We start from the raw sequence: 23,513 nt of genomic DNA, 5'->3' as shown, positions 1-23,513 counted from the left end.
AATTTTTTATAACTTATTTGAGCCACATGTTCATTCCAATTCAACATTAGAATCCCCAATCGTTTGCTGATTATTCGTTTTAACAAGTTGCGATTACGATTCTAAAAAGACTATTAGGGAAGGTAATGAAATCAGAATAATATTGTCAAACAATATACAAATCTTTTAGACAGTATTTCCTCCTGATTAATTTCTAATGCTTTTTAACAATAAGAGTTTGTCTGTTGTATGAAATAGGGGATAGAAGGGCGAGAAAGATTAGGGGTGAGCTAATTTGCGAAGTTACAATATAACAAAGAGTGGGTGCACTGTTAATTACTTTGAATTTGGTAATAAAAACAATTTAACGATTATTGTTTCCACGGGCTTGTAGGCAATGGCTTCTATAGTTTTTCAGATATAGCATTTCTCTTAGAAAAAGATTTTCATCTTATCATCTTTGATAGTCCAGGTCATGGGAAAAAATCCTCATTCGATAAAGAAAGTGATTATTTGTTTTCTGCATTAGCAAGATGGTATCGGCAAGTAATTCAACAAATCTTACCAAAACCTTTCTATATAATGGGGCATTCATGGGGAGCAGATTTAGCCCTCCATTTTACAAAGCATAATCCTTTTGATGTATTAGGGATTATTCTGTTGGATGGAGGCTTCACCTTTCCGCAAAACCAACTTGAAATGGATTTTGACTATGCGATTGCTGGATGGAATGATTATATGGATCGTTCTGTGTTTACTGATTTAGAGAGTATCTTTGAAGAGTATAATACCTATACGAAAAAATGGGATGAAAACAAAGAGAGGTATGTCGCATCTCTATTCAAAAAGAAAGATGTACGATTTGAGCTAGTCGCTTCTAAATTCACTGTCTTATCCATTATAAAAGCATTTTTTGAAGAACCTTTTGTGGAAGTTTATCCTTTTATTAAGGTTCCACTCCTGTTAATTCATGCTACTAATCCTGAAAATTTGGATGATGCAAGAGCAATTGGAATTTCGCAGTTAAAGGATCATATAAATGATCTTACTGTGATACGAATGGAGGGTGCAGGGCATACGCTCCAGTGGGATGAACCGAGTCGAACAACAAAAGAAGTGAAGAAATGGATAAAGGAAAAAAGTGAAAATAAATAAGTAAAGGAAGAAAGGGAGTAAATTTATGAAAACTACATTTGCGTTAATTGGGACAGGAATCGTTGGGGAGCGTATTATTAATCAGATTTTGGCTCATCCTAATTGCGAAATTGTTTCCATATTCGATGAGAATAAAATAAGACTAAAGGAAATATCAACAAAATACCAACTTCCGATGGCTGAATCGTTAAACGAGCTTTTACAAACAAAACCAAATTGGGTATATATCGGGACACCACCGGTAAGTCATGCTCCACTAGCCGAGCTAATAGCTGAGCATGGTTTAAATATTCTCTCTGAAAAACCTCTTGCTCATGATACGGAAGATGGATGGAGAATGGTAAAAGCATCAGAGGAAGCAAATATTAAGACAGCGATGCATTTTCCGTTAATGTATAGTCCTGCTATACAGAGTCTTAAAAAAGAGATTACGTCAGCTTCGCTTGGTGATATTGTCAAGATAGAGCTGCATACATATTTTCCACATTGGCCAAGGAAATGGCAACAAAATCCTTGGATTGCTTCAAGAGAACAAGGAGGCTTCATAAGAGAGATATTTCCGCATTATTTACAACTTATGTATCATCTGTTCGGTAATTTTACGATTTCCTCCCACTATACAACCTACCCAGAAAATGGGGATCTATGTGAAACAGGTGTGTCGGCAATTGCTAAGACAGAAAGTGGGATACCGATTATTTTAAATAGCCTGTCAGGAATTGGACAGGAAGAACTTCTAGAATTTAAGGTTCTGGGAACAAAAAAAGTAATGACAATCCGAAATTGGTCAGAACTCTGGGTAAGTGAAAAGGACCAAGAAGCTGTTCAAGTTGTACCTGACAATCAGCCACAGAGTCTTCTGGACGCATGTCATGGCTTGTTAAATGGTAGGGAGTCCCTAGTTGTATCGTTTGAGGAAGGTTTGAAAGTACAAAAATGGATTGATGAATTGTTGAAATGACGTTGGAATTAATTATGAAACAAAGAGCTCTCCGGTAATAAAAAGGAGGGCTCTTTCTCCAGATTTATTCATTGTTTTTATTTTTTATATAAAGCAACTCGGTAAGGAAATAGTTGTGCTTCTATTATCCCTTCTTTTACAGCGGGGTCGTTATGCATAAGTTCAAATGCTTCTTCCTCTGTGTCAACTTCTAAAATAACAATTCCGATTGGGTCTAAGTTCAAAGTTCTACCAGCTAACAGGAGCCTTCCTTCCTCTTGTAGATTTTGTAGCACCTCAAAATGGTGTTGGACGATTGAATTTTCTTTTTCAGTCCAATTTGCTTGATCTAATAAGGAAGGAATAAGTTAAAGTTGATACAAAAACTGTAATTTTTCCATTGTAGTTCTCCTTAATAAAGTATTTAAAGACTATTGTAGGAAAAACTTATCTTTAATAATTTAATTTCAAAAGATTTATAATTCGTATTAAATATTTTTACATTAACCCTAAAATTTTGAATGATTTTAATTAAATTAATTCATTTCATTAATTTAGATTCGAATATTATACTATTCGTTGGGAGTAAAAAATATCGTCTTTCCGATCTGATTCCTATACAATATGAAGAATATTATTCGTATAGGGGGAATAACTATGGAGCTTCGTAACCTAAAAACCTTTTTAGTTGTCGCGGAGTGTGGTGGATTTACGCGCGCTGGTGAACAATTGGGTTATACACAATCCACGGTTACTAATCATATTAGGGCACTGGAGGAAGCTGTTGGGAATCGTCTCTTTGATCGGCTAGGAAAAACTGTTGTTTTGACGGATGCTGGGACACATCTAGCATCGTATGCAAAGGAAATACTACAGCTTTATCAGGAAGCAATCGATTCTTCACGCTTAAATATGGAGCCTTCTGGTACCGTCTTGATTGGTGCAAATGAATCGTTAATGGTATACAGGTTGCCAACAATACTGTACGAGTTTAAGAGAACTTACCCAAATGTCCATCTTATTTTGCAACCATCCGAAAGCCAGGAACTTAACAATGAATTGAAATCCGGAAAGTTTGATTTAGCATTATTTACAAATCCTGAAAAATTAGGTCCAGATATTGTCACAAGCGATTTAGTTAAAGAGACATTGGTGATGATTGCTCCACCAGGTCACCGTTTATGTGACAAAGCAGTAATTACTCCAACCGAATTGGAGGGAGAAGTGTTACTTCTTACGGAGTCGGGCAGTTATCGAGATTTGCTTGAAAGATGGATCAAAGAAGAGGGAGTAAGCTGTTCACGTATCACTTTTTGGAATATCGAGGCCATTAAGCAATCAGTCAAATGCGGATTAGGTCTATCCTATTTACCCTTGATGACTGTAAAAGATGAGTTGGAACGAGGTAGTCTGGTTGCGTTGCCTTGGGTGCACAATGAGGAATTCGTGACTACTCAACTTGCGTTTCATAAGGATAAGTGGGTGACGCCAGCTATGAAAATATTAATGGAAATAATTCAGAAACACGCAAAGAAATGGGAGCTGGAAGACCAACAGTAAACAACTACATAACGTGGCGTTTGGCCGAATCGCGGCTAAACGCCCTATTTTTTGCTGGGTTCAATTTGTAGGAGGAATTAAATGACACAGAAAAGTATCAAGGAAATATTATTAATTGTTATAGGGTCTCTATTATTCGCAATCGGTATTAACTATTTCGCAATCCCATACCGATTATCCGAAGGAGGCATCATCGGGGTCACGGTGATTACTCATTATTTATTTGATTGGTCACCTGGTATCGTGAACCTTCTGATCAATGCAATTCTTTTAGCGGTAGGTTATAAGTTTTTTGATAAAAAAACAATGATTTATACAGTACTTGGGATTATTTTTTCATCATTTTTTCTGTTCATAACGGAAGACGTTGGCCATCAATTGAATGGAGACACATTGCTTGCCGCTTTATTCTCAGGAGTGTTTGTAGGTCTGGGTCTCGGCATGATGTTTAGGGCAGGTGGAACCTCAGGAGGATCAGCTATTCTAGCACGTTTAGCCAATCAATATTTAGGCTGGAGTCTGGGGAAGGGTGTCCTCGTAATTGATATTATTGTTATTGCGGGTTCGGTATTCATTATCGGTCAGGAAAAAGCGATGTATACCCTTGTTGCGGTGTTCTTAGGATCTAAAGTAATCGATTATGTAATTGAAGGGCTGAATAACCGGACAGCAGTAACGATCATTTCAGAGCACTCAGAAGCGATTCGTCAATTTATCTTAGATAACATGACACGCGGAGTGACGATTTTGGAAGGTCGTGGGGGTTATAGCCAGAACCAAAAAGATGTTCTCTATATTGTCATCAACCAACAGGAATTAGTCCAATTGAAACAGACCGTCAGCAATGTTGACGATCAGGCATTTGTTGTCGTCCATGAAGTTCGTGACGTATTAGGTAGTAGTTTTAGCACTAGCTAATATTCAAGATTACTTAATCTTAAATAATTTATCATGGTAATTTCGAAACTTAATAATGTTTGTAGCCCTCAGTGATTAAGCACGTGAGGGCTTTTCCAATTCTAAATGAATAGATAAGTTTTTCAATGTGAGTTATCTCTTTTTATTTTTCCCAAGATCTTTCAGGGCATTTTTATTTTTATCCACTACTTTTTCAAACTCTACTTGTACATGAATAATGTTTTCTTCCATCTCCTGAACACCAGTGACTTTTCCTTTACGTCCCTTAATTCTTATATCTTCATCAATAGAAGGTATATTTCTTAAAGCTTGATTTAATACAATAGAATTATTTTCATAAAAAAATACAGCAAACATCTACTTGTCCCCTTTGCACTTTAAAAGTTAGAATCTATTTATTTTATGATTCTAATGAAAAAATAGAACAATAAGTAGAAGATAGGACTTAATTTAAAACTATGTTCAATACTATCTATATATCCACTATTTTCCTTTGTTGGTAGTGTAAGAGTCATAGACTGTTTTATACATTGTAATTCTTAGGAATTATTTTTGTGGAAATTTTAACTTCTCTCTTTACCTCCTTCTTTAAAAATGGAATATTATAACTATTGATAGGTTAATAGAGGAGGAGAAGAATGTTCACCTGTGGGGTATTATTGTATAATAAAGAGTATTGGTATTATTCGAAAGTGGCTATTTCTAAACTCTCTGTGAGGAATTGCCTATGAAAGTATTGGACGTAGATTTATTTCAAGAAGGGCTACAACGCAACATTTCTATGTTAGACAGGTTACGCAGTGAAATAGAAGTGATTCACCGTGCAGTGGAAGGATTAGTTCAGTTGGAGGATCAATTAAAAGGAGAAGGTGGAGATGCCATTCGCTCCTTTTATGAGGAATGTCATTTGCCATTTCTTCAATATTTCCAATTGTTTTCCGAGCATTTCAAACAAGTGCTTCACCAGATGGAGGCAGCTCTTTACTCACTTGAACCTGATTCGGCAGGCTACATAGTAGAACAATTCCTAGAAGGTGAACTGGAACAGGGACTTACACTGATCGGCCAGCTGACAGCTAATTTGACGGACGAGACAAACAGCATCATGGATCAGGTGAGAGACATTGTTGGACTGCCTCACCTAGATGATAGTGGAGTGCAGGAGGGAGTTATTAATTCAAAGAGGAAGCGTGATGACACGGTCGCGCGGCTTCACGAATTTGATGCAACCCAAACGACCGCACTAAGTCCAATTGAACAGGGCATTCAGACAATGGAAACTTGGCTTTCGGATTTAGAGGGCTTGTATAAGGACGGACTAACAGATATACATTTTCAAACAAATCTGTGGGCATCCTTGTCATCTAACAACTTTTTAAAGACAGACTTGTCGCAACGTACAACCCCACTAGCTGACCTATCCACCATGACAGATAGAAAAAATCATTTGAAGACGATGCTTCAATTATTTTTAGCTGGAGCAAGTCCTATCCGGTTTGGTTATGGAGGACTAATTAAACCAAGCACTCTGTTGGGTCATAACATATTAGCGTTTTCAAGTATAACAGCACCAATTAAACTAAGTAATAAGGAAAGTATGTCGGAACTGGAGATGATCTATGCAGAGTTGTCTAAGCAACCTCAGCTAAGTAATTACCATTCTGATAATCCGATTGATCCGATTACAGGCGATTATATGGTCACTTTCGAAGGTAAAAGAAAAGTTATGGGCGGAAATGGATCAGGAACACCCGATGGTTTAGCGCCATTTACAATTGCCTCCTATGACTTCTTTTTAGGAGACATTGCGACCATCGTGGGACCTGAAGCGACCGTAAACGAGCGGATAGAAGCAGCTGCCTTTACTTTCCTCAAACCTTTAAAAGTCGCTGATACTGGCCATGATTTATTGAAAGCTGGAGAAAATGCTAAGGATGCTGGTAAGGGTATAGATAATGCTAATGAAATAAAAGATTTAACAAAATTAACTGTTGATGATATACCAACTGCAAAGAGTGGGAATTTTAATGGATTTTTTAATTCCCTTACAAGTAGTGAATTAGATGAACTTTGGGAAGATAAAAAGATTAGAAAGAAAATTGAACGTCAGCTTAGAGAACCTGGAGGTTTACATGAGTGGCACTTAGTTTCAAGGGCTCCGCAATTTAAATATTGGAATATTAGTGCTGAAGAGATTAAAGATTTAAGAACAGCTATATCTGATGTTAATTTCGTCAATCCAAACGGTGTTCATGGAGGGTTAGGCTCAACAAAAGCACATAATGAGTTGTTAGCAATAATAGATACTTCTAATGACTATAATACATTTGTTAGACGACTTAATAATTGGGCAATTTATAGACTTGAGGGTGGGGTTTCGTCTTTACCAGAAGGTCTTATATTAAAGTAGGAGGATACTATTATGGAAAAACAAGGATGGGTTTCTATCTGGTTAGGTAATATTGAAGAAGTGGATTCCATAGGAGAATATGTAGATTTAATGTATGATGAGGATGGCGAGTCAGTTCCTTCTAAATTTTTTATCGATTTTAATATTGATATGGATGAAACAGATGAGGATACTATAGAAAAAGCAGTCTATAAGAATAGTAGTAGTGATATTTCCACATTATTAGATGGGTGTTCGTATGAAGAAATTATCATCCCAAAAATTAAGAAAAATATAGATTTAAAAAAATCTTATAATGCAGTAATTCTAATATATAACTTTGAGTATAACTATGAAATTATTTCAGCTGGTGCTTTTGAATTTATTACTGCTACAAACTATGAGTAAGAATACGCTTAATAAGTATGTAATAGCTTTAGTTGATGGATAGCGCAGAGATTGCTTTTCTAGAAGAGTTGCTTTATGGTACAGATAAAGTTAATACAATAAGACATGTAAGTAAAATTGATAACCCTTTATTCCTATATTTTTTTGGCGGCAAATTAACGGGAATAATGGGTTTGATGTTCCAAAAGCAATTCTTAAAAATGAGCATTGTGATTTAGGGACGGAATTATTAATGTTTCATTATGCAGATGGATTTCGTGTGTTAGAAAATCCAGAGGAAGTTTCAAATTCTGCATTAGAAGATTGGAAGGATTTTTTATTTAAACTATATAATAAACTTATAAATTTAGAGTTTAATTAACAGAATACTTTGTTTAATCATGAATTAACAAAAATTCAGATATACAAGTTAAGAAAAAATAACCCGAACATACCAGAAATACTTATTAGTAAATCACCAGGCGATTTGGTTATATTCCTAAAATATAAGGAAACTTTTAAAAGCCTTGATAGGCAACATGCCTTTCAAGGCTTATTTTTGTGGGCTACCTAGTGTCGAATAATATGCTTTTTAAATAAAGACTAAGAGTAATCCTTGATATACCTATAGGATGAAAGACGCACGTGGAAGAACTAACCTCGAGAGAATGAAAAAGGGATTGGCTCCGCTTGGACCAGATGGCAAGCATATAAATCTTCATCACACGACACAGATAAATGAGAATTCAATAGCAGAGGTTACACAAGTCCGGATTTGATTTCCTTTTGATGACTTAAAAGATAATGACTTTATGAATGATGAATTAATGTGGCAGCCTTGTCCTGAAGCGATTAGTAAATACAGTGCCCCTAACTATGACGAGTGTTTTGGATACACTCCTCTATTAGGTTTAGGTGGAACAGAAAAAAGTAGAGAATTTAAAAAAAGTCATATTGAAGGAACATATTCTTATTATTACTGAATTTATGGGACCAGTTAAGTAATGTTAAAGATTATGTTACAGAATTAACTATAAGCACTTGATTGCCTTTTAGGCAACAAGTGTTTTTTGTGAGAAGAATGATAACCAGCCGAGATGACATTTTACAGGCGAGGGTAGTTATGCCAATACACCAGGAAAAGTACCCGGAGACCATGCACTTAGCTGCAGATAGATTTAGAGGTTCTCAATCTTGTGTCTCAATCAAGTAACGTTAATTTGAGTAAATATTAAAGTTAGAGAATCAATGGGCTAAAAGAATAGAAGAAGGAAAAGATGTTTCGGTTAATGTTAAAGTTAATTACGAAGGAAATAGTTTAAGACCGAGCGGGTTTTGATATAAATATGAAATAGATCGCCGAATGAGGTTCATAAGTATAGAGAACTAGGGGTGATTATGTGAAGGAATTTGAGGATTATTTTTCAGCAATACAAACAGAGATGGTGGCTATTTGTTTAGAGTATGTCGAAAATAAAGCAGATGATTTATTGTTCATATGAACCCGAAATGTATGTTTTTGATTTTTTCTATAGAATAAACGGAAAGATTGTCCATAAACATCAACTAAATGAGGCTACAAAAGAAGTAGATAGTCAACACGATCAAATTTACGATGTTTCGAGAGAAAGACAGAAGGCTGCACTAAGAATTGGCAATCAAAATTTAAAGCTTATCCATAAAAAAAATGAAGAGTTCAATAAAGAAATGCCTACAGAAATGAAATTATATTACAATGTAAAACAAAATAGTTTAAAAGGAAAATATATATATGATTTAGTTTATACGAATGATGACGAACTATTACCTCATGATATTTTTGATTTATGGTTCGAAGAAGTGAAAAAAACTAATTTGTAAAATCAGACCTTGATTGGCTATATGCCTATCAAGGGTTTTTTATGCTTTTAACTATCTTAGGATTAAATCAGCCAATAAAGCATATTGTTTTGCGCTTGTATTTTCACTATTGTTTTAGTTGGCATAACAAATCTCGTATAAAGGGTGACATCTATTTGCTAAATAAACAAGTACTTTAATCAATAACTTTCTTTCTTACTTGTTCTTTAATTGTTGATAAGAAATATTATCATCATCATTAGAGTTTCTTCTATAATATAGATTTTAGTAAACGTAACCTTTAGCCATTTTGAAAAGCACATCAATTCCTTAACGTTTAGCTATATTCTGACACTTTTTATTTTACTTAAGTATTAGTGATTGATGATGCAAGCATTTTCATTTAGAAAGTTCGAGAAAAAGACTTGCCATAAGTTTAAAAGGGTGGTATAGTAATCAAGTTGTCAATTTCATTACTGATTCACATCGAAAATAAAATAAAAAAGTTATTGACATAGATAACGAGATTTGGTATGATATTAAAGTCGCTAAAACGACAACGCAACAAATTTTAGACGTGAACATTGAAAACTGAACATGCAAAACGTTAAGACATATAGCTTGATAGACTAGCTTCGGTTAGTCGGATAGCAAACAATTTTGACATCATTTAATGATGATGCCAGCAAAACAAAATGAGCTTTTTAAGTTCTCTATTATGGAGAGTTTGATCCTGGCTCAGGACGAACGCTGGCGGCGTGCCTAATACATGCAAGTCGAGCGGATGATGAAGAAGCTTGCTTCTTCTGATTTAGCGGCGGACGGGTGAGTAACACGTGGGCAACCTGCCCTGTAGATTGGGATAACTCCGGGAAACCGGGGCTAATACCGAATAATCCATTCCCTCACATGGGGGAATGTTAAAAGACGGTTTCGGCTGTCACTACAGGATGGGCCCGCGGCGCATTAGCTAGTTGGTGAGGTAACGGCTCACCAAGGCGACGATGCGTAGCCGACCTGAGAGGGTGATCGGCCACACTGGGACTGAGACACGGCCCAGACTCCTACGGGAGGCAGCAGTAGGGAATCTTCCACAATGGACGAAAGTCTGATGGAGCAACGCCGCGTGAGTGAAGAAGGTTTTCGGATCGTAAAACTCTGTTGTGAGGGAAGAACAAGTACGAGAGTAACTGCTCGTACCTTGACGGTACCTCATTAGAAAGCCACGGCTAACTACGTGCCAGCAGCCGCGGTAATACGTAGGTGGCAAGCGTTGTCCGGAATTATTGGGCGTAAAGCGCGCGCAGGCGGTCCTTTAAGTCTGATGTGAAAGCCCACGGCTCAACCGTGGAGGGTCATTGGAAACTGGGGGACTTGAGTGCAGAAGAGGAAAGTGGAATTCCAAGTGTAGCGGTGAAATGCGTAGAGATTTGGAGGAACACCAGTGGCGAAGGCGACTTTCTGGTCTGTAACTGACGCTGAGGCGCGAAAGCGTGGGGAGCAAACAGGATTAGATACCCTGGTAGTCCACGCCGTAAACGATGAGTGCTAAGTGTTAGGGGGTTTCCGCCCCTTAGTGCTGCAGCTAACGCATTAAGCACTCCGCCTGGGGAGTACGGTCGCAAGACTGAAACTCAAAGGAATTGACGGGGGCCCGCACAAGCGGTGGAGCATGTGGTTTAATTCGAAGCAACGCGAAGAACCTTACCAGGTCTTGACATCCCGCTGACCGTCCTAGAGATAGGATTTTCCCTTCGGGGACAGCGGTGACAGGTGGTGCATGGTTGTCGTCAGCTCGTGTCGTGAGATGTTGGGTTAAGTCCCGCAACGAGCGCAACCCTTGATCTTAGTTGCCAGCATTCAGTTGGGCACTCTAAGGTGACTGCCGGTGATAAACCGGAGGAAGGTGGGGATGACGTCAAATCATCATGCCCCTTATGACCTGGGCTACACACGTGCTACAATGGACGGTACAGAGGGTCGCAACCCCGCGAGGGTGAGCTAATCCCATAAAACCGTTCTCAGTTCGGATTGTAGGCTGCAACTCGCCTACATGAAGCCGGAATCGCTAGTAATCGTGGATCAGCATGCCACGGTGAATACGTTCCCGGGCCTTGTACACACCGCCCGTCACACCACGAGAGTTTGTAACACCCGAAGTCGGTGGGGTAACCCTTTTGGGAGCCAGCCGCCGAAGGTGGGACAGATGATTGGGGTGAAGTCGTAACAAGGTAGCCGTATCGGAAGGTGCGGCTGGATCACCTCCTTTCTAAGGATAAACACGGAATACAGATCTTTATCTGTAGCTTAACGTTTTGCAGTTCAGTTTTGAATGTTCATTCATTTGAGCATTTCAAACTTGTTCTTTGAAAACTGGATAAAACGACATTGAAAGCAACAAATTCAAGAAATTCAATTTGTAATCACATTCGTGATTATTTTTTGTGTAGTACTTTTAACTACTATATTTGAGGGTTTCAAGACACAAGCAGTTCGAGGAAGCGAGTGAGTGAACACCGGAACGTACTAACGTACGTGAGGATGTGAACGAGCGAAGCTGACGAAGAAATGCGCCGTGTATTGAAAGCCGAATTAGGTTAAGTTAATAAGGGCGCACGGTGAATGCCTTGGCACTAGGAGCCGAAGAAGGACGGCACTAACACCGATATGCTCCGGGGAGCTGTAAGTGAGCTTTGATCCGGAGATTTCCGAATGGGGAAACCCACTGTTCGTAATGGAGCAGTACATTTGCGTGAATACATAGCGCATCTGTGGCACACCCAGGGAACTGAAACATCTAAGTACCTGGAGGAAGAGAAAGAAAAATCGATTCCCTGAGTAGCGGCGAGCGAAACGGGAAGAGCCCAAACCAAGAGGCTTGCCTCTTGGGGTTGTAGGACACTCAGCATAGAGTTACAAAGGAACGAGTTAGACGAAGCGATCTGGAAAGGTCCGCAGGATAGGGTAAAAGCCCCGTAGTCAAAAATTCGTTCTCTCTTGAGTGGATCCTGAGTACGGCGGAACACGTGAAATTCCGTCGGAATCCGGGAGGACCATCTCCCAAGGCTAAATACTCCCTAGTGACCGATAGTGAACCAGTACCGTGAGGGAAAGGTGAAAAGCACCCCGGAAGGGGAGTGAAATAGACCCTGAAACCGTGTGCCTACAAATAGTCAGAGCCCGTTAATGGGTGATGGCGTGCCTTTTGTAGAATGAACCGGCGAGTTACGATTACATGCAAGGTTAAGTCGAGGAGACGGAGCCGCAGCGAAAGCGAGTCTGAATAGGGCGAATGAGTATGTGGTCGTAGACCCGAAACCAGGTGATCTACCCATGTCCAGGATGAAGGTAAGGTAACACTTACTGGAGGTCCGAACCCACGCACGTTGAAAAGTGCGGGGATGAGGTGTGGGTAGCGGAGAAATTCCAATCGAACCTGGAGATAGCTGGTTCTCTCCGAAATAGCTTTAGGGCTAGCCTCAAACGCGAGAATCTTGGAGGTAGAGCACTGTTTGGACTAGGGGCCCATCCCGGGTTACCGAATTCAGACAAACTCCGAATGCCAATGATTTATGTTTGGGAGTCAGACTGCGAGTGATAAGATCCGTAGTCAAGAGGGAAACAGCCCAGACCACCAGCTAAGGTCCCCAAGTATTTGTTAAGTGGAAAAGGATGTGGCGTTGCTTAGACAACCAGGATGTTGGCTTAGAAGCAGCCATCATTTAAAGAGTGCGTAATAGCTCACTGGTCGAGTGACGCTGCGCCGAAAATGTATCGGGGCTAAACAAATCACCGAAGCTGTGGATTGATACCTATGGTATCAGTGGTAGGAGAGCGTTCTAAGGGCGTTGAAGTCAGACCGGAAGGACTGGTGGAGCGCTTAGAAGTGAGAATGCCGGTATGAGTAGCGAAAGATGGGTGAGAATCCCATCCACCGTATGACTAAGGTTTCCTGAGGAAGGCTCGTCCGCTCAGGGTTAGTCGGGACCTAAGTCGAGGCCGATAGGCGTAGACGATGGACAACAGGTTGATATTCCTGTACCACCACCCCGCCGTTTGAGTGATGGGGGGACGCAGTAGGATAGGGTAAGCGTGCTGTTGGTTATGCACGTCCAAGCAGTGAGGTGTGAGTGTAGGCAAATCCGCACTCTGTAACATTGAGCTGTGATGGCGAGGACGAATGTCCGGAGTTCCTGATTTCACACTGCCAAGAAAAGCCTCTAACGAGGCGGGAGGTGCCCGTACCGCAAACCGACACAGGTAGTCGAGGAGAGAATCCTAAGGTGAGCGAGAGAACTCTCGTTAAGGAACTCGGCAAAATGACCCCGTAACTTCGGGAGAAGGGGTGCTCTTTTGGGTGCATAGCCCAGAAGAGCCGCAGTGAATAGGCCCAGGCGACTGTTTAGCAAAAACACAGGTCTCTGCAAAACCGTAAGGTGAAGTATAGGGGCTGACGCCTGCCCGGTGCTGGAAGGTTAAGAGGAGTGCTTAGCGCAAGCGAAGGTGCGAATTGAAGCCCCAGTAAACGGCGGCCGTAACTATAACGGTCCTAAGGTAGCGAAATTCCTTGTCGGGTAAGTTCCGACCCGCACGAAAGGCGTAACGATCTGGGCACTGTCTCAACGAGAGACTCGGTGAAATTATAGTACCTGTGAAGATGCAGGTTACCCGCGACAGGACGGAAAGACCCCGTGGAGCTTTACTGTAGCTTGATATTGAATTTTGGTGCAACTTGTACAGGATAGGTAGGAGCCTTAGAGCCCGGAGCGCCAGCTTCGGAGGAGGCGTCGGTGGGATACTACCCTGGTTGTATTGAAATTCTAACCCATACCCGTAACCCGGGTAGGAGACAGTGTCAGGCGGGCAGTTTGACTGGGGCGGTCGCCTCCTAAAGTGTAACGGAGGCGCCCAAAGGTTCCCTCAGAATGGTTGGAAATCATTCGAAGAGTGTAAAGGCAGAAGGGAGCTTGACTGCGAGACCTACAAGTCGAGCAGGGTCGAAAGACGGGCTTAGTGATCCGGTGGTTCCGCATGGAAGGGCCATCGCTCAACGGATAAAAGCTACCCCGGGGATAACAGGCTTATCTCCCCCAAGAGTCCACATCGACGGGGAGGTTTGGCACCTCGATGTCGGCTCATCGCATCCTGGGGCTGTAGTCGGTCCCAAGGGTTGGGCTGTTCGCCCATTAAAGCGGTACGCGAGCTGGGTTCAGAACGTCGTGAGACAGTTCGGTCCCTATCCGTCGTGGGCGTAGGAAATTTGAGAGGAGCTGTCCTTAGTACGAGAGGACCGGGATGGACACACCGCTGGTGTACCAGTTGTTCTGCCAAGAGCATCGCTGGGTAGCTATGTGTGGACGGGATAAGTGCTGAAAGCATCTAAGCACGAAGCCCCCCTCAAGATGAGATTTCCCATTACGCAAGTAAGTAAGATCCCTCAAAGACGATGAGGTAGATAGGTTCGGGGTGGAAGCGTGGCGACACGTGCAGCTGACGAATACTAATCGATCGAGGACTTAACCAAATATGAATTTGCGAGCACCAATGTCTTTTATCCAGTTTTGAGTGAACAAGCACTCTAATAAGAGGGTTTCTAGACACGAGTAATTCAAGGAAACGATTGAGAGAGGAAAGGAGCGTACTCAAGTACGTGACTGACCGAACGAATGAAGTTGACGAAGAAGTACGATGTGTATGGAAAGCCGAAGAGTCTAGTGATGATGGCGAAGAGGTCACACCCGTTCCCATACCGAACACGGAAGTTAAGCTCTTCAGCGCCGATGGTAGTTGGGGGTCTCCCCCTGTGAGAGTAGGACGTCGCTGGGCACTAGAAAAGTCGTCACCGAGTAATCGGTGGCGGCTTTTTTTGTTGTACTAAAAAAGCCGAAGGCAAAGAATAGTAGTTTTATTTGCGAGAAAGTAGAGGAACAAAGAGTTCGAGGAAGCAAGGAAGAGAGGCTCGCAGCGTATGATATACGCGAGAATCGAACGACCGCGGCTGACGAAGAAATCTGCCGTTCATCTGCTTTCGTAGCCCGAACACGGAAGTTAAGCTCGCGCGCTGATGGTAGTTGGGGGTCTCCCCCTGTGAGAGTAGGACGTCGCTGGGCAATTGAAAAGTCGTCACCGAGTAATCGGTGGCGGCTTTTTTTGTTGTACTAAAAAAAAAGCCGAAGGCAAAGAATAGTAGTTTTATTTGCGAGAAAGTAGAGGAACAAAGAGTTCGAGGAAGCAAGGAAGAGAGGCTCGCAGCGTATGATATACGCGAGAATCGAACGACCGCGGCTGACGAAGAAATCTGCCGTTCATCTGCTTTCGAAGCCCGAACACGGAAGTTAAGCTCGCGCGCCGATGGTAGTTGGGGGTCTCCCCCTGTGAGAGTAGGACGTCGCTGGGCACTAGAAAAGTCGTCACCGAGCAATCGGTGGTGGCTTTTTTTGTTGTACTAAAAAAGCCGAAGGCAAAGAATAGTAGTTTTATTTGCGAGAAAGTAGAGGAACAAAGAGTTCGAGGAAGCAAGGAAGAGAGGCTCGCAGCGTATGATATACGCGAGAATCGAACGACCGCGGCTGACGAAGAAATCTGCCGTTCATCTGCTTTCGTAGCCCGAACAAGGAAGTGAAGCTCGCGCGCCGATGGTAGTTGGGGGTCTCCCCCTGTGAGAGTAGGACGTCGCTGGGCAATTGAAAAGTAGTCACCGAGTAATCGGTGGCGGCTTTTTTTTGTTGTTTAGGAAATTATATTCAAATTAAAGGTTGAAAAAAATTTTCTTTACTCATTGGTTATAGGTGTATTATAAGACGTTTGACATGATTTTAAATTAAAATATGGGTTTATAGATGTTCGTTTAATTAAGAAAACTCTATCTATATACCTGTTTTAAATAGAATTAAAGGAGAATTTTTCTTCATGAAGAATATATATCTTTGGAAAAGATTAAAAATTCAGTTAATATAGGGGGAAACTATGAAGAAAAAGTGGACTGCCATGGTGATGACGTGGATGTTGGTTGTGAGTCTGTTTGGTTTTAACAATGTTGCTCAAGCAGAAGAAACAATGGAAAAAACATTAAGTGATTCTATTACTAAGATAATAGAAGAAAAATTAGCTGGTGCAGATGTTAGTGTTACGGTTAGAGATCGAGTGTCTGGAGAAATGGTATATAATTACAATGGTCAAACAACTATAAAACCAGCCTCTAATATGAAACTGTTAACTACTGCAGCAGCTTTAGATGTATTAGGAAAAGATTACCGTTTTAATACAACTCTTTATACTTCAGGTAAGATGTCAAATGGAGTCTTAAAAGGAGATGTTTATTTAAAAGGACAAGGTGATCCTACTCTATCCTTTGAAGATTTACAACAGTTCGCAGAAGAGTTAAAAGCACAGGGTATTAATAAAATTGACGGACGGATTGTCGGTGATGACAAATGGTTTGATGATGATTTATTAACTCCGGGAATTTGGGTTGGGGACGAGTCTTATTATTACGCTGCACCTATTTCAGCTTTAACAACTTCTCCAAACACAGACTACGATTCGGGAACGATTATCGTAGAAGCAACTGGAACTGCTGTTGGAGAGTTACCGTCCATTAATGTAACTCCGCACATTGGTGATTTACAAATAGTAAATGAAGCACAGACAGTGGAAGCAGGAAAAACAAATACAGTAACGATAGAAAGAATGTATGAAACAAATCAGATTGTCATTAGTGGGAACCTTCCAGTTGATAAAACTAAAAAAGAATGGGTGACTGTCAAACATCCTACGACACATACATTAACAATGTTCCAGGCAGTTTTAGCTGAAGCAGGAATTGAGTATTCAAAAGAGAAATTATTTAGAGCAGCAACACCAAAAAGTGCACAACTAGTTGCTATGAAGCAATCGATGACACTGGAGCAACTATTAATCCCGTATATGAAACTAAGTAATAATGGAATTGCGGATATTTTAGTAAAAACAATGGGAAAAGTGAAAAAAAATGAAGGTAGTACAACAGCTGGCTTAGAAGTTATTAGAGAATATGGAAAATCAATTAATTTAAATATGGTTGATTGGCAATTTGAAGATGGATCTGGAATGTCTCATGAAAATAGGGTTTCAAGTTTGGCAGTGAGTGAATTATTATATAAAGTGCAAGGAGAAGATTGGTTTAATACCTATTTTACTAGCTTACCAGTAGCTGCTAATACCGATCGAATGGTAGGAGGCACTTTAAGAAATCGATTAAAAGATCAACTGACTGCAGGAAAAGTCTATGCAAAAACAGGTTCATTAACGGGTGTTAGTACACTGAGTGGATATTTAGAAGCAAGTAGCGGGCAATCATACATCTTTAGTGTATTAGTTCAAAATAAATCAGGGACATCCTCAACGATTGATGAAATTGTTAAGGAAATAGCAAAAGAATTGTAAAAAATTGAGGAAACACTTTTCTTGCTGATATGCAAAAAACTATAATAGTAAGTTTGTTTACGTAATTTTTTCAACTTAACTAGTAAATTAAATAAAACAAAACACCTTTACCTAGAAAATTGGTATTATACCTTTATTCTACGTAGAGGTGTTTTTCTATGTCTTCTGAGATTTTAAGTCTTGCGTATGGCTCAACATGAATCCTGGCTATAACATTAATTAATTGAAGAGAAGGAAATATAAATATATCAGGGCTAAATCATCTGAAGTGGTAACGAGTTCCATTGAACTATACACTGACTCTGTGAGAATAAAACTCTCTAGAAAGTGCAAATTAGAATCTAGGAGGTGAATATCCATGAGTAAAAATAACAATAAGACAAGCAATGTTAGAACGCACAATAGTTTCGAACTGTATAAAAATCCTACGAATAATCCTGACGAAGAATTCGCTGAAGAATTTATTGCTATTTCTAAAAACAAGGTAACGAAAGAAATTAATAAAAGTAAACCTAAGAAAAAGGATTAAACCTGTACATGAAAGGTGAGTGTATTAAATGCTCACCTCTTTCATGAGTTCAACTTTTTTATAATATGTTCCAAACTTAATCTGTCTATTTAAACCCTAATGTTCCTTCATACACTCTTCATTAAATGGTATGAAATAATTACATTAAAGTTCTTATATTTTTTTCTCATAAGAAATAAATATACAAGAGATTAAACTTAAATAGTACATAACTAATCTCCACGTTCAATCGTATCAATAAATTACTAATTTTCTCTTTAAATATTGACCATAAAATTGAATTTAGTAATTAAAATAGGAGATTTTTAACAAGCATTAGCAGAAGTTGTAATAAACCATTTTCGCTATCTATTTCAAGCGTTCTCTAAAACCGATTTAATGCTAATTCTTATGGTTTTAAAGTTTTGGAATAATGTTAACAGCAATTGTTTTAGTATTAGTTTCCTCATTTACGTTACTCATTTTATAATACTTTATCATTAGATTGTTTAGCTCATTTTGGAAAAGCGTAAATTGCTCACTGGATAAAGTCAGCTCTAGTAATGAAAAAGTTGCTGTGTCTTCGATGTTTTCCTCAACCTCAAGTAAAGTTAAATAATTTTGGTATTGCGATAATAAAACTAATTGATAGTAGGAAATATAATTTAGTTTTTGTTCCTTGGATAGATGCTTCCAATCCTCCTCACTCAGTCGAGCTGCTTCTTCATTTAATGCATAAAATTTTTCAGTTACGGATCGTACTTTTCTTTCCTTTACGATTTTAATAATACTTTCATCCACTAAAATCTGAATATGGCGATATAACGTTGCTTGTGGAACATCTTTGATGATAGCTATCATTTCTAATGTACTTACGCCATCTTCTTTATTTTGCATAAGAGCTTGTAAAATTTTCATTCTCACTGGGTGCATTATTACCTCTACTTTGTTGCGCATAAATTGTTCCTCCAACATGTTTTAAAGTGATATAAACAATAATAAAAGACATTCATTCCAACTAAAGATAACGTTATCAAAAAATATAATATAAATGAAAGTAAATGTACAGGGAAAAAAAGTTATTGAAGTTACTTTCTATTTCTGTTATCGTTATTGATAATGATAACAGAAAGGAGTTAATTTTGCATGCAATTACACTTCGATTTAAATGAAATATCAAAAATTGATTGGGGAAGTATTTTGCCAATCATTGTACCTTTTTTTCTAGTAACGCTTTTATTAATTATGATTGCTTTAATTGATTTATATCGTCATAGAGCAACAAGAGAACATGTATTAATGTGGACTTTTTTTATTTTATTTTTTAATACAATTGGACCTATTTTATACTTTGCAATTGGCAGAAAGGACGTAAACGAACATGCGATTAGAAATCAATAATATTACGAAGAAGTTTAAACATAAAACGGCAGTGCAGCATTTTTCAATGGTAATGGATGCAAATGAATGTGTTGGATTAATCGGTCCTAATGGAGCAGGGAAATCTACCTTAATACAAATTATTGCAGATATTTTAAATGCGGATGAAGGTAGTATTTTACTTGATGGACAAAAAATTTCAACGAAGAAAAATCAAATTGGCTATTTACCACAGTACCCTAATTTTTTCTCATGGATGACTGCATATGACACCTTACTATTTATGGGGACGCTATCGGGTATTTCAAAAAATATATTACATAAAGATATTCCTCCTTTATTAGCCAAGGTAGGATTAGCAAATGAAGCGCAAACCAAAGTAGGAAACTTTTCAGGTGGAATGAAGCAACGTTTAGGAATTGCGCAAGCCCTGCTACATAAGCCAACATTGATTATCATGGACGAACCTGTATCAGCACTGGACCCAATCGGAAGAAGAGAAGTGTTAAATTTAATGAAAGAGATAAAAAAAGAAACGACAATATTATTATCTACACATATATTGGGAGATGCAGAAGAAATTTGTGAACGCTTTGTTGTCATTAAAAATGGTCAGAAAATAGAAGATGCCACAAAATCTGATCTACTCAATCGTAATAAAGAGAGTGCTATATACTTAGCTATTCGTAAAGAAGATTTAAAGTGGTTACAAAAAATTGAACATTTGCCGTATGTAAAGAAAATAGTAAGTTATGAAGATGGTTTTAAAATATTTGTAAATGAAGTAGAAGTAAATGGTTCTCAATTATTACAGAATGGATTGGATGAAAAAGTTTGTTTTACAAAGTTTGAAATGGGTGTTAAAGAGAGTCTTGAAGAAATATTTTTATCATTGGTGGTGGACGTATGAATACTTTTCTAGCATTAAGCAAAAAAGAAATCAATCAAATGATTGGTGAATTTAAGATTATATGGTTGCCAATAGTTTTTGTGCTATTAGGACTTACTCAACCGATCATGATGTATTATTTGCCGGTTATTTTAGAAACTCTTGGAGGTGTGGAGGGCATTATTATTGATCCGGAAATGGCAAAACCTCTGGGGGGGGAGGTACTTGCTTCGACACTTAACTCACAGTTTGATCAGTTAGGAATGATTGTTCTTGTCGTTGCTGCAATGAGTGTTATTCAATCTGAAAAAGCAAATGGTATGTTGGCATTTATTTTAACGAGACCAGTGTCTATTTCTTCTTACATAGGCAGCAAGATTTTAACCCATTATTTGCTGGCTGTTATTTGTATTGCAATCGGTTACTCAGTGTCATATGGATATACTGCGTACTTATTTACAACAATCCCGATTTCGCAAATACTTTTAGCGTTTGTCCTATATTGTATTTGGGTGTTATTCCTAATTACATTTGTAACTATGTTGAGTACATTTTTTAATAGCCCCGCATTTATCGCACTACTAAGCATTGTTTTTCTTTTGATATGTCGTTTTTGTGCAGGCTTACACCCACTAATAGATACCTTGAATCCAGCAAGTATGAGTCTTCGTGCAACAAGCATTCTAACTACAGGGGACTTGGGAACTGGGTGGGAGATTAATATTGTAGCAACACTGCTAATTATTTTTGTAATGACAGTAATGATGCATTTTTGGATTGGAAAAAAGAAATTTTAGTAGTAACAAGTGATAGTTTGTGGAATACAAAGCGGAAAGAAGGTGGACAAGTATGTTAACTATACGTAATCTAAAGAAAAAGTATGGTCAACAAGAAGTTTTAAAAGGCGTAGAATTACAGGTGGGAAAAGGAGAAGTTTTAGGATTTGTTGGTGCGAATGGAGCAGGTAAAACAACTACATTACATTGTATCACTGGATTGGAAGACCAAGATGATGGAGAAGTAGTGATTAATAATGTACCTAAATCACATGAAATTACTTATAAAAAGCAGTTTTATTTTATCCCTGATACTATTCATGTATTTAAAAATATATCTGCATACGATTGGATACACTTTGTCTTAAAACTCTATGAAAAAGTAGATGAGGAAAAACTCGATTACTTTATCAAGGCTTTTGAGATGGAGAAGAGTATTAATAAACCAATGGGGACGTATTCTTATGGGATGCTCCATAAAATGGCGTTGATTACAGCTTTTACGATTAGTCCACCTATCATCATTATGGATGAGCCGTTAAATGGTTTAGATCCCTTTGCTGTTCTTGTCTTTAAAAATTGTATGAAGGATTATGTTGATAATGGAGGAACCGTGTTTTTTTCCACCCATTTATTAGATATTGCAGAGAAAATGTGCGAATCAATTGCAATTTTAAAAGACGGGAAGATCGTTTTGCATAAGTCTGTAGATAGTTTGCTGCAAGAAGGAAATTTAGAAACTACTTTTATGGAGATACAAGCAAATGAAGTTTAATTTTCAACTAGTGAAATTTTTTATTGCATCATTCTATTCAAAGCCCCAGCAGTTAGCCCTTTATATTATGTTACTCATTGCTATGTTTTATTTAGCTTTACAGTACCTAGGGGTTAATATAATGATTTACTTTTTAGGAACCTCTGAGGAATATTTGTTTTATAATTTATTTCTTTCAATGGGATTAACGTATATATTGACAGCTTATTTTGCCGTCTCAGTTGTATATAATCAACGTGATTTTTATATATTATCTAGTCTACCTATTTCAGCAAAACAAATCGTTATAGCAAAAGTAATAAGTGGGCTTGCTTTACCCATAATTATAGTTGGAATTTTGCAGATACCAATTTATTTATTATTATTTTTAAAATATGATCTGGTGGAAATAGTACAAACGGTGGTTATCCTAACTCTTACAAATGTAATTACAGCAATGTTTCTCTTATCTATTTTGTCCATTCTGAACCGTTTTAGAAAACTATTCCCTAGCTCCTTATTGTACTTATTTACGAATACGATTTTAGCTTTTTTAATAGGTATTATCCCTATCATATATCTCATAACTCAACAATTTGAAAAAATAAAAGCAATTATAGTGAGCTTTAATGTAACAGACTTAACAGATTTCTTCCCTACTTTAGCAAATTTGCTTAATATGGGTTATAGACTTTCGATGCAAGAGACTTTTATCAAGACGATAACAACATCACTATTAACAAAAGATAGTTTAATAGATTTTCTCATTATTGTTAGTAATCTAATACTAATCTGTATACTATTATTAATCGCTACTGTTAAAAATACAGCGGTTAACTATTACAAAAACGGACTGCTTGAAAATAGAGTTGAAAAAATGCCCAAAATTTCGATGTACAGAACAAAAAATATTTGGGGTTATTATTTACAAAGAGAATTCTGGATTATTCAATCAGAGCCATATTTTAAAATGCAAATCATATTGACTCTGATCCTATCACCATTATTTACAATTATATTCACAATTGTGGTTCAGATGGACTTGTTGAAATCGCAGTGGATTGCTGACAATGAAAGTCATCTATTTGCATACATGATATTATTTTTTAGCTGTGTAAACAATATTAGTGGTACACCATATTCAAGAGAGGGAAAGAATTATGCACCTAGTATTGCAATCCCATTAGATCGACGAAAAGTATTTCTAGCAAAAGTTACAACTGCCTCGTTAATAAGTATCCTATCAGTTTTAATCAGCTACGCTATTTATATGTTATTTGGAAGTATCAATACTCTTGGGCTTTTGCTATTACTTATTACAGTATTATTAATCATAAGTTATAATCTATTGTCACCTATTTATGATATGCAACATCCCTTATTAGAATGGAAAAGTCCTTCAGAGGCTGTTAAATCTAATCCTAACGTTTTAATTAGTCTAGTATATGGATTTCCGATATTGATTGTTATTACATTCATTCATTTCTGTTTACTTGCGTTGAATGTTTCTCAATGGGTAGTTACGATCATTATTGCAGTTTTAACTATCGGAAGTACCATAACTTTATTTTTTAAAGTATTAGGTAAATATCGATTTAAGTTCTAAATAGGAGAG

At 38.1% G+C, this 23,513-nt stretch carries 19 protein-coding genes, 4 rRNA genes and 2 pseudogenes; 22 read left to right on the top strand and 3 right to left on the bottom strand.

Annotated elements, in window-relative coordinates:
* The first annotated feature begins 399 nt into the window (after nucleotides 1-399).
* Together AM499_RS09900 and AM499_RS09895 are read left to right on the top strand one after the other, a co-directional pair.
* Entirely contained in the window at nucleotides 400-1,134 is a 735-nt protein-coding gene (locus AM499_RS09900) for an alpha/beta fold hydrolase (RefSeq protein ID WP_231687569.1), read from the top strand.
* 25 nt (nucleotides 1,135-1,159) lie between these two features.
* Complete coding sequence (locus AM499_RS09895; RefSeq protein WP_053590050.1) at nucleotides 1,160-2,095, top strand: Gfo/Idh/MocA family protein; 936 nt, start codon at nucleotides 1,160-1,162, stop codon at nucleotides 2,093-2,095.
* Nucleotides 2,096-2,172: 77 nt separating this feature from the next.
* Here AM499_RS09895 and AM499_RS09890 read toward each other — a convergent pair whose 3' ends face one another.
* Complete coding sequence (locus tag AM499_RS09890) at nucleotides 2,173-2,439, bottom strand: YciI family protein (protein ID WP_269432445.1); 267 nt, start codon at nucleotides 2,437-2,439, stop codon at nucleotides 2,173-2,175.
* Nucleotides 2,440-2,731: 292 nt separating this feature from the next.
* Here AM499_RS09890 and AM499_RS09885 point away from each other — a divergent pair, with 292 nt between their 5' ends.
* Together AM499_RS09885 and AM499_RS09880 are read left to right on the top strand one after the other, a co-directional pair.
* Nucleotides 2,732-3,634, top strand: coding sequence for a LysR family transcriptional regulator (locus AM499_RS09885; protein ID WP_053590049.1), 903 nt, complete (start codon nucleotides 2,732-2,734; stop codon nucleotides 3,632-3,634).
* An 81-nt stretch (nucleotides 3,635-3,715) separates the two neighbouring features.
* Nucleotides 3,716-4,552 carry a YitT family protein gene (locus AM499_RS09880; protein ID WP_053590048.1) on the top strand — a complete coding sequence of 279 codons (837 nt, stop codon included), beginning with the start codon at nucleotides 3,716-3,718 and terminating at the stop codon, nucleotides 4,550-4,552.
* 132 nt (nucleotides 4,553-4,684) lie between these two features.
* On the opposite strand, the gene AM499_RS09875 is transcribed toward AM499_RS09880, so the two are convergent.
* Complete coding sequence (locus AM499_RS09875; RefSeq protein WP_053590047.1) at nucleotides 4,685-4,909, bottom strand: hypothetical protein; 225 nt, start codon at nucleotides 4,907-4,909, stop codon at nucleotides 4,685-4,687.
* A 370-nt stretch (nucleotides 4,910-5,279) separates the two neighbouring features.
* On the opposite strand from AM499_RS09875, the gene AM499_RS21370 reads away from it, so the two are divergent.
* From AM499_RS21370 to AM499_RS21845, 13 genes and pseudogenes are all read left to right on the top strand, one after another.
* Nucleotides 5,280-6,962, top strand: coding sequence for a ribonuclease YeeF family protein (locus AM499_RS21370; RefSeq protein WP_082355223.1), 1,683 nt, complete (start codon nucleotides 5,280-5,282; stop codon nucleotides 6,960-6,962).
* Nucleotides 6,963-6,974: 12 nt separating this feature from the next.
* Nucleotides 6,975-7,349, top strand: coding sequence for an immunity 22 family protein (locus AM499_RS09865; protein ID WP_053590046.1), 375 nt, complete (start codon nucleotides 6,975-6,977; stop codon nucleotides 7,347-7,349).
* A gap of 130 nt (nucleotides 7,350-7,479) precedes the next feature.
* Nucleotides 7,480-7,710: a DUF4274 domain-containing protein gene (locus AM499_RS22395; RefSeq protein ID WP_442853792.1), complete on the top strand. Its 231-nt coding sequence runs from the start codon at nucleotides 7,480-7,482 to the stop codon at nucleotides 7,708-7,710.
* A 250-nt stretch (nucleotides 7,711-7,960) separates the two neighbouring features.
* A complete protein-coding gene (locus tag AM499_RS22390; RefSeq protein WP_082355222.1) occupies nucleotides 7,961-8,107 on the top strand; it encodes an HNH/ENDO VII family nuclease in 147 nt (48 codons plus the stop codon).
* 45 nt (nucleotides 8,108-8,152) lie between these two features.
* Nucleotides 8,153-8,333, top strand: a pseudogene (locus AM499_RS09855) (T6SS immunity protein Tdi1 domain-containing protein); the annotation flags it as partial.
* A gap of 223 nt (nucleotides 8,334-8,556) precedes the next feature.
* The gene (locus tag AM499_RS21850; protein WP_197275646.1) at nucleotides 8,557-8,667 is read left to right on the top strand and encodes a DNA/RNA non-specific endonuclease; all 111 of its coding nucleotides are present in this window, start codon (nucleotides 8,557-8,559) and stop codon (nucleotides 8,665-8,667) included.
* Between the two features lie 61 nt (nucleotides 8,668-8,728).
* Nucleotides 8,729-9,188 (top strand): annotated as a pseudogene (locus AM499_RS09850) (DUF600 domain-containing protein).
* A gap of 694 nt (nucleotides 9,189-9,882) precedes the next feature.
* Nucleotides 9,883-11,436: ribosomal RNA gene (locus tag AM499_RS09845) — 16S ribosomal RNA — on the top strand.
* Between the two features lie 326 nt (nucleotides 11,437-11,762).
* Nucleotides 11,763-14,691, top strand: a 23S ribosomal RNA gene (locus tag AM499_RS09840).
* A 186-nt stretch (nucleotides 14,692-14,877) separates the two neighbouring features.
* Nucleotides 14,878-14,993, top strand: a 5S ribosomal RNA gene (rrf, locus tag AM499_RS09835).
* 445 nt (nucleotides 14,994-15,438) lie between these two features.
* Nucleotides 15,439-15,564, top strand: a 5S ribosomal RNA gene (gene rrf / locus AM499_RS22385).
* Together the 16S, 23S and 5S rRNA genes form the textbook arrangement of a ribosomal RNA operon.
* A gap of 569 nt (nucleotides 15,565-16,133) precedes the next feature.
* Nucleotides 16,134-17,591, top strand: a complete 1,458-nt coding sequence (gene dacB / locus AM499_RS09830) for a D-alanyl-D-alanine carboxypeptidase/D-alanyl-D-alanine endopeptidase (RefSeq protein WP_053590045.1) — start codon at nucleotides 16,134-16,136, stop codon at nucleotides 17,589-17,591.
* Nucleotides 17,592-17,949: 358 nt separating this feature from the next.
* Complete coding sequence (locus AM499_RS21845) at nucleotides 17,950-18,120, top strand: hypothetical protein (RefSeq protein ID WP_172794324.1); 171 nt, start codon at nucleotides 17,950-17,952, stop codon at nucleotides 18,118-18,120.
* Between the two features lie 396 nt (nucleotides 18,121-18,516).
* Here AM499_RS21845 and AM499_RS09825 read toward each other — a convergent pair whose 3' ends face one another.
* Nucleotides 18,517-19,056, bottom strand: a complete 540-nt coding sequence (locus AM499_RS09825) for a helix-turn-helix domain-containing protein (RefSeq protein ID WP_053590044.1) — start codon at nucleotides 19,054-19,056, stop codon at nucleotides 18,517-18,519.
* A gap of 189 nt (nucleotides 19,057-19,245) precedes the next feature.
* On the opposite strand from AM499_RS09825, the gene AM499_RS09820 reads away from it, so the two are divergent.
* From AM499_RS09820 to AM499_RS09800, 5 genes are all read left to right on the top strand, one after another.
* Nucleotides 19,246-19,500, top strand: coding sequence for a PLD nuclease N-terminal domain-containing protein (locus tag AM499_RS09820; protein ID WP_053590043.1), 255 nt, complete (start codon nucleotides 19,246-19,248; stop codon nucleotides 19,498-19,500).
* The gene (locus tag AM499_RS09815; protein ID WP_053590042.1) at nucleotides 19,481-20,389 is read left to right on the top strand and encodes an ABC transporter ATP-binding protein; all 909 of its coding nucleotides are present in this window, start codon (nucleotides 19,481-19,483) and stop codon (nucleotides 20,387-20,389) included. The genes AM499_RS09820 and AM499_RS09815 overlap by 20 nt, the downstream gene beginning before the upstream one ends.
* Nucleotides 20,386-21,165 carry an ABC transporter permease gene (locus tag AM499_RS09810; protein ID WP_053590041.1) on the top strand — a complete coding sequence of 260 codons (780 nt, stop codon included), beginning with the start codon at nucleotides 20,386-20,388 and terminating at the stop codon, nucleotides 21,163-21,165. Before AM499_RS09815 ends, AM499_RS09810 begins: the two co-directional genes overlap by 4 nt.
* A gap of 52 nt (nucleotides 21,166-21,217) precedes the next feature.
* On the top strand, nucleotides 21,218-21,919 hold the full coding sequence (locus tag AM499_RS09805; protein ID WP_053590040.1) for an ABC transporter ATP-binding protein: 702 nt from the start codon (nucleotides 21,218-21,220) through the stop codon (nucleotides 21,917-21,919).
* Nucleotides 21,920-22,040: 121 nt separating this feature from the next.
* Nucleotides 22,041-23,504: a hypothetical protein gene (locus AM499_RS09800; RefSeq protein WP_156316788.1), complete on the top strand. Its 1,464-nt coding sequence runs from the start codon at nucleotides 22,041-22,043 to the stop codon at nucleotides 23,502-23,504.
* The last annotated feature ends 9 nt before the right edge of the window (nucleotides 23,505-23,513 follow it).

It is taken from the genome of Bacillus sp. FJAT-22090 (genome assembly GCF_001278755.1).
Taxonomy (GTDB): Bacteria; Bacillota; Bacilli; order Bacillales_A; family Planococcaceae; genus Psychrobacillus.
Note: the sequence above shows the minus strand (reverse complement) of the source record. Positions and strands in the feature narration are given on the sequence as shown.

Coding starts and splice junctions, on each gene's coding strand:
- AM499_RS09895 (WP_053590050.1), top strand. CDS start 1,160: ATGAAAACTACATTTGCGTTAATTGGGACAGGAATCGTTGGGGAGCGT.
- AM499_RS09885 (WP_053590049.1), top strand. CDS start 2,732: ATGGAGCTTCGTAACCTAAAAACCTTTTTAGTTGTCGCGGAGTGTGGT.
- AM499_RS09880 (WP_053590048.1), top strand. CDS start 3,716: ATGACACAGAAAAGTATCAAGGAAATATTATTAATTGTTATAGGGTCT.
- AM499_RS09875 (WP_053590047.1), bottom strand. CDS start 4,909: ATGTTTGCTGTATTTTTTTATGAAAATAATTCTATTGTATTAAATCAA.
- AM499_RS21370 (WP_082355223.1), top strand. CDS start 5,280: ATGAAAGTATTGGACGTAGATTTATTTCAAGAAGGGCTACAACGCAAC.
- AM499_RS09865 (WP_053590046.1), top strand. CDS start 6,975: ATGGAAAAACAAGGATGGGTTTCTATCTGGTTAGGTAATATTGAAGAA.
- AM499_RS22390 (WP_082355222.1), top strand. CDS start 7,961: ATGAAAGACGCACGTGGAAGAACTAACCTCGAGAGAATGAAAAAGGGA.
- dacB (WP_053590045.1), top strand. CDS start 16,134: ATGAAGAAAAAGTGGACTGCCATGGTGATGACGTGGATGTTGGTTGTG.
- AM499_RS21845 (WP_172794324.1), top strand. CDS start 17,950: ATGAGTAAAAATAACAATAAGACAAGCAATGTTAGAACGCACAATAGT.
- AM499_RS09825 (WP_053590044.1), bottom strand. CDS start 19,056: ATGCGCAACAAAGTAGAGGTAATAATGCACCCAGTGAGAATGAAAATT.
- AM499_RS09820 (WP_053590043.1), top strand. CDS start 19,246: ATGCAATTACACTTCGATTTAAATGAAATATCAAAAATTGATTGGGGA.
- AM499_RS09815 (WP_053590042.1), top strand. CDS start 19,481: ATGCGATTAGAAATCAATAATATTACGAAGAAGTTTAAACATAAAACG.
- AM499_RS09810 (WP_053590041.1), top strand. CDS start 20,386: ATGAATACTTTTCTAGCATTAAGCAAAAAAGAAATCAATCAAATGATT.
- AM499_RS09805 (WP_053590040.1), top strand. CDS start 21,218: ATGTTAACTATACGTAATCTAAAGAAAAAGTATGGTCAACAAGAAGTT.
- AM499_RS09800 (WP_156316788.1), top strand. CDS start 22,041: ATGATTTACTTTTTAGGAACCTCTGAGGAATATTTGTTTTATAATTTA.